The following is an 8,449-nucleotide window of genomic DNA, read 5'->3' as shown; positions in this document are numbered from 1 at the left end:
GCCGTCCCCGGCCCCGCCACCCGGCCGGCAGCAGGCGCTGCACCCGCTCGGCCGCGGTGGGGGAGGGGGCGGTGAGCAGCCCGGCGCCGGTGGTCACGGCAGCTCGATGGGCAGCGTGATGCCGTCGAGGGCGCGCCGGCAGGTGCAGGTGGCCGTCTCGTCGGGCTCGGCCGGGGGCATCGCCGCGATCGTGGAGGCCAGCACGGTCTTGAGGTCGTCGATGTTGCGGGCGAAGACCCGCAGGACCTCCTCGTGGGTGACCGCCTCGCCGCCCTCGACCCCGGCGTCGTGGTCGGTGACCAGTGCGATCGTCGTGAAGCACAGGGCCAGCTCGCGGGCGATCGCGGCCTCGGGCATCGCGGTCATGCCGACGACCGACCACCCGGCCTGCTGGTGCCACTGGGACTCGGCGCGGGAGGAGAAGCGCGGCCCGTTGACGACCACCAGGGTGCCGGTGTCGGTGACGTCCTTGCCGGCCTCGCGGGCGACCCGGGCGACGGTCTCGCGCCCTCGGGGGCAGTAGGGGTCGGCGAACCCGGCGTGCACCACCGGCCCGATCGCGTCGTAGACGGTGTGCTCCCGGCCCCACGTGCGGTCGACCACCTGGTCGGGCACGACGATCGACCCCGGGCCGAGCTCGGGCCTGAGCGACCCGACGGCACAGGGCGCGAGGACCTGGCGCACGCCCACCGCGCGCAGCGCCCAGAGGTTGGCCCGGTAGTTGACCTTGTGCGGCGGGAACCGGTGCCCCTGCCCGTGCCGGGCGATGAACGCGACCTGCCGGCCGGCCAGCGAGCCGACCACGACCTCGTCGCTGGGCTCGCCGAACGGGGTCTGGACGCGGACCCGCTCGGCGCCCTCGAGGAACTCGTAGAACCCGGACCCGCCGATGACGCCGATGTCGGCGCGCGGGCTGCCGGAGGTGGGGGAGGAAGTCATGCGGCGAGACTAACCGCGCGACTCGCCGCCCCGGCCGGCCGTCGCAGGCCTGTGGATCGTGGGACGAACCGTCGGGAGCCTTGTGGACAGCCCCCGGTATGCCGCGTGCTCCCCGGCCGCTGGCCGGGCCACAGAGGCGGTGCTCAGGCCGCGGAGCCGGCGCCCTTCGAGGACGAGCCCGAGCCGCTCGACGCGGTCGAGGAGGAACCCGACGTGGACGACGAGCTCGACGCGCTCGACGAAGACGAGCTCGACGACGCGTCGGAGGAGCTCGAGGACTCGCCCTTGGCCGCCGGCACGCTCGCGGAGGAGCCGGAGCGGGAGTCGGTGCGGTAGAAGCCCGAGCCCTTGAAGACCACGCCGACGGCGTTGAAGAGCTTGCGCAGGCGCCCCTCGCACTGGGGGCACTCGGTCAGCGAGTCCTCGCTGAAGGACTGCACGACCTCAAAACGGTGATCGCACGCGGTGCACGCGTAGGCGTACGTCGGCACGGGTCCTCCTGATCAGCACTCTCGGGCATCGAGTGCCAGAAGTGTACGACGAATCCACGCCAGCCCTTGACAAACGAACAGACAGGTCTGTCTACTTACCTCGCCGGGAACCCCGCCCGGCCCCACTGCTGCGAAGGAAACAGACATGAAGATCGCCGTCCTCGGCACCGGCATGGTCGGCCAGGCCGTTGCCACCAGGCTCGCGGAGCTCGGCCACGACGTGACCATGGGCTCGCGCGACGCCGCCAACCCCAAGGCCACCGACTGGGCCGCCGGCGCGGGTCAGCGCGCCGCCGCCACCTTTGCCGACGCCACCGCCTCCGCGGAGCTGGTCGTCAACGCCACGTCGGGCGTCGCCACGCTCGAGGCCCTCACGCTCGCCGGAGCGGACAACCTCGACGGCAAGGTGCTCCTCGACATCGCCAACCCGCTCGACTTCAGCAACGGCTTCCCGCCCTCGCTGTCGGTCGTCAACACCGACAGCCTCGGCGAGCAGGTGCAGCGCGCCTTGCCCGGCGCGAAGGTGGTCAAGAGCCTCAACACGATGAACTGCGAGGTCATGGTCGACCCGCGCCGCGTCGGCGAGGGCGACCACGACGTGTTCGTCGCCGGCGACGACGCCGAGGCCAAGGCCACGGTGACCGAGCTGCTGCGGGGCTTCGGCTGGGCCCCCGAGCACATCCACGACCTCGGCGGCATCGCCTCCGCCCGCGGCACCGAGATGTACCTGCCGCTGTGGCTGTCCCTCATGGGCTCGCTCGGCACGGGCAACTTCAACATCAAGGTCGTGCGAGGCTGACGCCCATGAGTGCCGCCCGCGACCGCATCCTCGACACGGCCTTCCGGCTGTTCTATGCCCGCGGCGTCCGGTCGGTCGGGGTGGACACCATCATCGCCGAGTCGGCGGTCGCCAAGGCGACGCTCTACAAGCACTTCCCGGGCAAGGACGACCTCGTGCTGGCCTACCTCGACCGGGTCGACGCCGGCTGGCGCGGCTCGCTCGAGGCGGCAGCCGAGGCGGCCGGGCCCGACCCGCGGGACCAGCTCGTCGGCCTGTTCGACGCCCTGACGGCTGCGTGCCGGCGCGAAGGGTTCCACGGCTGCGCGTTCATCAACACCGCGGCCCAGTCGGAGTCCGGCACCGCCGTGCACGACCGCACCGTCCGGCACAAGGCGCAGGTGCGGGAGTGGGTGCAGGGCCTGGCCGAGCAGGCCGGGGCTGCCGACCCGCACACCTTGGCCCTGTCGCTGAGCCTGCTGCTCGACGGGGGCCTGGCCTCGGGGGTCCTCGACGGCCGCCCCGAGGCCGCCGACGCCGCCAGGGAGGCCGCGGCCACCCTGGTGGCCGCCGCCTGCCCGCGCGCCTGAACCACCCGGCATACCGACCACGCGCCGGTATGCCGGGTGGCTCGCCCGGGCTTGTGCCCCCGGGCGGGCTTGGGCACAGTGGCGGCCATGCCCAAGCCGACGTGCGACTGCCCCGCGACCTACACCACGTACGAGGAGTTCTGGCCCTACTACGTGGCCATGCACTCCCGGGCGAGCACGCGGTGGGCGCACCTGGTCGGCACCACCCTCGGCGCGGCGACTGCGGCCCATGGGCTGGTCCGCCTTCGCAAGCCGTCCTGGCTGCTGCTGTGGCCGCTGATGGGCTACGGCGCGGCCTGGCCGAGCCACTTCTTCATCGAGCAGAACAACCCGGCGACCTTCGGCCACCCGGCCTGGTCGCTGCGCGGCGACTTCGAGATGATCCGCTACATGCTCACCGGCCGCGACGCCGAGCTCAGTCGGATCGCTGCGAGCTGGTGGGCCGAGCACGCCCACGAAGCGGCGGTGGAGCCCATCGCCCGGCCGGAGCTGCCGGTCGGCTGACCCGCCGGCGAGGCGGCCCCGCCGGCGTGACGGAGGCCGGCCCCGGGTCTCGGCCTGGTGGCCAGCGGCAGGCAGGTTTGGGTCGGCCATGCGCCGTAGGCGTCGTGCTCGCGGACTGCCTACGGTGGCCGCATGGATGACGAACCGGCACCGTGCCACCGACGCCCCCCGGGCGTCGACGACGCCACGATCGCGGCCCTGGGGAAGCTGTCCGAAGCCCTGGAGGAGATCGAGGAGGCCCGGGGCCACCTGTATGCGTTCCACCGCCTGACCGGCGCCGGCGACATGAAGGTGGGCCAGGCCGTCGCGATGCTGCGCAGAGCGGGACACCTCGACCTGGCCGAGCGCATCGACACCGAGCTGTTCGGCCGGAACGTGCTCGAGGGCCGCTGGACCTTCCAGATCGTCGAGGAGTACGACGACGGCTACTACGCGCTGTTCAAGTGCCTGGAGGAAGTGGCCCGGCGCCAGCTGGCCCACGGCCGGCGCCACCTCTACGAGGCGGAGATGAAGGAGGCCGAGCGCAGCCACGGCCGACGCCACCACGAGGCCACCCCGCACTGAGTCGCGTCAGCCGCCACGCCGGGCTCAGTCCCGTCGCTGCTGCGTGCTGGTGGGCCGAGCGCGGCCACGAAGCGGCAGGGGAGCCCGCCGCGCGGCCGGCGCTGCCGGTCGGCTCACCCACCCGGCGAGGCGGCCCCGCTCGCTGACCGCACGGATCCGGCGCTCGACCTGGCGCCGGTTCTCGGCCGTGGCCACCACCAGCAGCTGGTCGCCGTGGCGCAGCACGGTGTTCGGCGCGGGGACGAAGGAGTCCTCCCCGCGGACGATGAGCGTGACGTTGGCGCGCTTGGGAAGCCGCAGCTCGAAGACCTCCACACCGGCCAGGCGCGACTCCTCGCCGACCTGCACCTGGAGCAGCTCGGCCCGCAGCTTCTCCAGCGGCGTGGACTCCACGTCGAGGTCGAGCAGCCGGTCGGGGTCGGTCAGCCCCAGGCGGGCGGCCACCCACGGCAGGGTCGGTCCCTGCACCAGGGTGAACACGACGACCAGCACGAAGACCAGGTCGAAGAGCCACTCCACGTTGGGGGTGCCCAGGGTCAGCGGGACCGTGGCGAGCACGACCGGGACCGCGCCGCGCAGCCCGGCCCAGGACAGGAACACCTGGTCGCGCCACGGCACCCGGAACGGGGTCATCGACACGAGGACCGACAGCGGTCGGGCGACCAGCAGCAGCACCAGGCCGATGACGATCGCCGGGACCAGCTGGGTGGGCAGCCGCTGCGGGGAGGCGAGCAGGCCGAGCAGGACGAACAGGCCGATCTGGGCCAGCCAGCCCAGCGCCTCGGCGAAGCCGCGGACCGCCGGCCGGTGCGGCAGGTCCATGTTGCCCAGCAACAGGGAGCACAGGTAGACCGCGAGGAAGCCGCTGGTGTGGGCCATCGCCGAGGCGGCGTAGGCCAGGACGCCCAGCGCGATGATGCCCAGGGAGAACAGGCCCGAGGAGGCGGGGGCGACGCGGCGCAGGGCCGTGCCCCCGACGTAGCCGACCCCGAGGCCGATCGCCGCGCCGCCGGCGAGCTCGGCGGCGGCGATGAGCACCAGCTGCCACCAGGTGTGCGAGGTGGCGTGCGGGGCGGTCTGCTCGGCCAGAGCCACGACGAGGATGACCACCGGGGCGTCGTTGAAGCCGGACTCGGCCTCGAGCAGGCCGGTGATCCGCCGCGGCAGCGGCACCCGGCGCAGCACCGAGAAGACGGCCGCGGCGTCGGTGGAGGTGAGCACGGCGCCCACCAGGAGCGCGACGCCCCACGGCAGGTCCAGGAACAGCCGCGCCGCGACGCCGACGACGCCGACCGAGACGACCACGCCCAGGGTCGACAGCAGCGCGGCCGGCGCCACCGAGCGGCGGATGCCGTCCCAGTGCGTCGTGAGACCACCCTCGGCGAGGATGAGCACCAGGGCGGTGTAGCCGAGGACCTGGGTCAGCTCGGCGGAGTTGAAGCGGATGCCGAGCCCCGCCTCGCCGATGGCCAGGCCGATCGCGAGGTAGAGCAGCAGCGACGGCAGGCCGGAGCGGACCGACAGGCGCACGGCGGCCACCGAGAGGAGCAGCACCAGCGCCCCCACCAGCAGGGCGGGGTTGAGCTCCTCCACGGTGAACCCGGCCACCTGCGTCAGTGCCGTCACGTCCACCGTCCTCCTCGCCCTGCGTGGATGCTGTCATGGGGGACCGGGCGTGCGCGCCACCCCGTCGCCGGTGTCCTAGTCTCGCAGGGTGTCTCGCGCCAAACTCGCTCGCCGCATCATCGTGTCCGTCGTGGCGGCGCTCCTCGTGGTCATCCTCGTGGGAGTCGTCGTCGTGGTGGGCCTCGTCCGCCACTCCTTCCCCCAGACCACCGGCACCATCTCCGTCCCGGGCCTCGGCTCACGGGTCTCGGTGCTGCGTGACGAGCACGGGGTCCCACAGATCTACGCCGACACCTCCGCGGACCTGTTCGAGGCGCAGGGCTACGTCACGGCCCAGGACCGGTTCTTCGAGATGGACCTGCGGCGGCACATCACGGCCGGGCGCCTGTCCGAGCTGGTCGGCTCGGCAGGGCTCGACACCGACAAGGTCATCCGCACCATGGGCTGGCGCCGGGTCGCCGAGCAGGAGCTGCCGACCCTGTCGCCGAGCACCCGGCAGTACCTCCAGGCCTACGCGGACGGAGTGAACGCCTACATCAACCAGATGGGCACGCCCTCGCAGATGGGCTTCGAGTACACCGTCCTGAGCCAGAAGGTCGACAACTACCACGTCGAGCCGTGGACCCCGGTGGACTCCCTGGCCTGGCTCAAGGCGATGGCGTGGGACCTGCGCGGCGACTACGACAACGAGCTCACGCGGGCGCGGCTGGCCGGGACGTCGATGTCGATGGCGCACATCGCCGAGCTCTACCCCGCCTACCCGTTCGGCTCGCACAAGCCGATCCTGTCCGCCCAGGACTGGAGCCCGGCCGGGTCCGGCAGCAGCGGCACCACCGGTCCGACCAGCGGCGCGGGCACCGGCTCAACAGCCGGTAGCGGGTCCTCGACGGGCAGCGGGTCCACGGGCAGCGCCTCCCCGACCGGCAGCAACGGTGCGTCGAGCTCCGCGAGCCCCTACCCGGCATACCTCGGGGGCAAGTCCGCGCAGGCGGCCTACGCGCAGGTGACCGCCGCCCTCGACGCGGTGCCGACCACCCTCGGGCGCGGCGACGGCATCGGGTCCAACTCCTGGGTCGTGGGGTCCTCGCGCTCCAGCACCGGCAAGCCGCTGCTGGCCAACGACCCGCACCTGGCGCCCGGCATCCCGGGCATCTGGTACCAGACCGGCCTGCACTGCCGCAGCGTCGGCCAGGACTGCCCGTTCGACGTCGCCGGCTACTCCTTCTCCGGGCTGCCCGGCGTGGTCATCGGCCACAACCAGACGATCTCGTGGGGGTTCACCAACCTCGGGCCGGACGTCAGCGACTTCTACCTCGAGCAGGTCAACGGCGACAGGGTCCTGCGCGACGGCAGCTACGTCCCGTTGACGACGCGCCGCGAGACGATCAAGGTCGCCGGCGGCGACGACGTCTCGATCACCGTCCGCTCGACCCGCCACGGCCCGCTCATGTCCGACGTGCTGCCGAGCGTCGCCGACGCCGGCCGGGGCGCGCCGGTGGACGGGAAGAAGGACCCGGGCACCTACGACGTGGCCCTGTCGTGGACCGGGCTGCAACCCGGGCACACCGCCGACGCGCTGTTCTCGATCGACAAGGCGCAGAACTTCGAGCAGTTCCGCGGGGCCGCGAAGAACTTCGAGGTGCCGGCGCAGAACCTCGTCTACGCCGACGTCAACGGCCACATCGGCTACCAGGCGCCGGGGCGCATCCCGGTGCGCCGCTCGGCGATCCAGGGCAGCCCGCCCGGCTACTGGCCGGCACCTGGCTGGGACTCCCGCTACGACTGGACCGGCTACGTGCCGTTCAAGGACATGCCGACCAGCTATGACCCGCCGGAGGACTACATCGTCGCCGCCAACCAGGCGGTCACGGCCAGCGACAGCCCCTTCCTGACCACCGAGTGGGACTACGGCTTCCGGTCCCAGCGGATCCGTGACCTGCTGGCCGCGACGCCGAAGGTGACCCCGGCCCGGATGTCGCAGATCCAGGGCGACACGCAGAACACGTTCGCGCCCGACCTGGTGAAGTACCTCCTGCCGCTGAAGGTGGACCCGTTCACCGCCGACGCCCAGCGCCTGCTCAAGGGCTGGAACTACACCAACCCGACCGGGCAGTCCCGCAACGGGGCGGCGGCGGCCTACTACAACGCGGTGTGGAGCAACGTCCTCGAGCTGACCTTCGACGACGAGCTGCCCAAGGACCTCAAGGCCGACGGTGGCGCGCACTGGATGCAGGTGGTCGAGGTCATGCTCAACAAGCCGCGCGACTCCTGGTGGGACAACAAGAGCACCGCCGGCGTGCTCGAGGGCCGCGACGAGATCCTGCGCCAGGCGATGGTGCAGGCCCGGCTCGAGCTGACCAAGCAGCTGGGCAAGGACCCGGTGACCTGGCAGTGGGGCCGGCTGCACCGCCTGGACCTCCAGCACCCCGTGCTCGGCACCGACGCGGTGCCCGGCTACGTGCGGGTCCTGTTCAACCGCGGACCCTGGGACATGCCCGGCGGCTCCTCGATCGTCGACGCCAACGGCTGGGACGCAGGCAAGGGCTACGGGGTCGACTGGGCTCCCTCGATGCGGATGGTCGTCGACCTGGGCCACCTGGACGCCTCGCACTGGGTCAACCAGACCGGCGCGTCAGGCCACCCGTTCAACGACCACTACGACGACCAGACCGACGCGTGGGCCACGAACCAGACCTTCCCGTGGCCGTTCACCGAGTCGGCGGTGCGCAAGGCCACCAAGGACGAGCTGACCCTCGTGCCGGGGGCCAACAAGGGCTGACCGGTCGCGGCGGGTCGTCTCCCGGCCGGTCCCTAGCTGTACTGACCACGGACGTTGGTGACAGACCGGCAGGGTCTGGACATGAGGAAGACCTCCGGGTGAGGTGTGGAGCTGTCGAGGTTCCCACCGACCCGGAGGTCTTCATGCCCCACGCTAATGCCCCGCTGACCGAGCTGGG

The 8,449-nt window shown here is 72.4% G+C and carries 8 protein-coding genes; 5 read left to right on the top strand and 3 right to left on the bottom strand.

The annotated features are described in order from the left end of the window. Positions 1-93 precede the first annotated feature (93 nt). Together VF825_RS16155 and VF825_RS16150 are read right to left on the bottom strand one after the other, a co-directional pair. Positions 94-939 carry an S-methyl-5'-thioadenosine phosphorylase gene (locus VF825_RS16155; RefSeq protein WP_331115179.1) on the bottom strand — a complete coding sequence of 282 codons (846 nt, stop codon included), beginning with the start codon at positions 937-939 and terminating at the stop codon, positions 94-96. Between the two features lie 143 nt (positions 940-1,082). Next, positions 1,083-1,430: an FmdB family zinc ribbon protein gene (locus tag VF825_RS16150; protein ID WP_331115176.1), complete on the bottom strand. Its 348-nt coding sequence runs from the start codon at positions 1,428-1,430 to the stop codon at positions 1,083-1,085. 145 nt (positions 1,431-1,575) lie between these two features. Here VF825_RS16150 and VF825_RS16145 point away from each other — a divergent pair, with 145 nt between their 5' ends. From VF825_RS16145 to VF825_RS16130, 4 genes are all read left to right on the top strand, one after another. Next, a complete protein-coding gene (locus tag VF825_RS16145) occupies positions 1,576-2,229 on the top strand; it encodes an NADPH-dependent F420 reductase (protein ID WP_331115174.1) in 654 nt (217 codons plus the stop codon). A gap of 5 nt (positions 2,230-2,234) precedes the next feature. Then, positions 2,235-2,798, top strand: coding sequence for a TetR/AcrR family transcriptional regulator (locus VF825_RS16140; RefSeq protein ID WP_331115172.1), 564 nt, complete (start codon positions 2,235-2,237; stop codon positions 2,796-2,798). A gap of 87 nt (positions 2,799-2,885) precedes the next feature. Continuing rightward, positions 2,886-3,302: a DUF962 domain-containing protein gene (locus VF825_RS16135; RefSeq protein ID WP_331115170.1), complete on the top strand. Its 417-nt coding sequence runs from the start codon at positions 2,886-2,888 to the stop codon at positions 3,300-3,302. 132 nt (positions 3,303-3,434) lie between these two features. Beyond that, a complete protein-coding gene (locus VF825_RS16130) occupies positions 3,435-3,866 on the top strand; it encodes a hypothetical protein (protein ID WP_331115168.1) in 432 nt (143 codons plus the stop codon). A gap of 24 nt (positions 3,867-3,890) precedes the next feature. Here VF825_RS16130 and VF825_RS16125 read toward each other — a convergent pair whose 3' ends face one another. Then, positions 3,891-5,492, bottom strand: coding sequence for a potassium/proton antiporter (locus VF825_RS16125; protein WP_331115166.1), 1,602 nt, complete (start codon positions 5,490-5,492; stop codon positions 3,891-3,893). An 88-nt stretch (positions 5,493-5,580) separates the two neighbouring features. Between VF825_RS16125 and VF825_RS16120 the strand changes: the two genes are divergently transcribed. Then, positions 5,581-8,271, top strand: a complete 2,691-nt coding sequence (locus VF825_RS16120; protein WP_331115164.1) for a penicillin acylase family protein — start codon at positions 5,581-5,583, stop codon at positions 8,269-8,271. The last annotated feature ends 178 nt before the right edge of the window (positions 8,272-8,449 follow it).

Source organism: Oryzihumus sp., from assembly GCF_036391795.1.
Classification (GTDB): domain Bacteria; phylum Actinomycetota; class Actinomycetes; order Actinomycetales; family Dermatophilaceae; genus Oryzihumus.
This window is presented reverse-complemented; position numbering and strand designations above follow the sequence as displayed.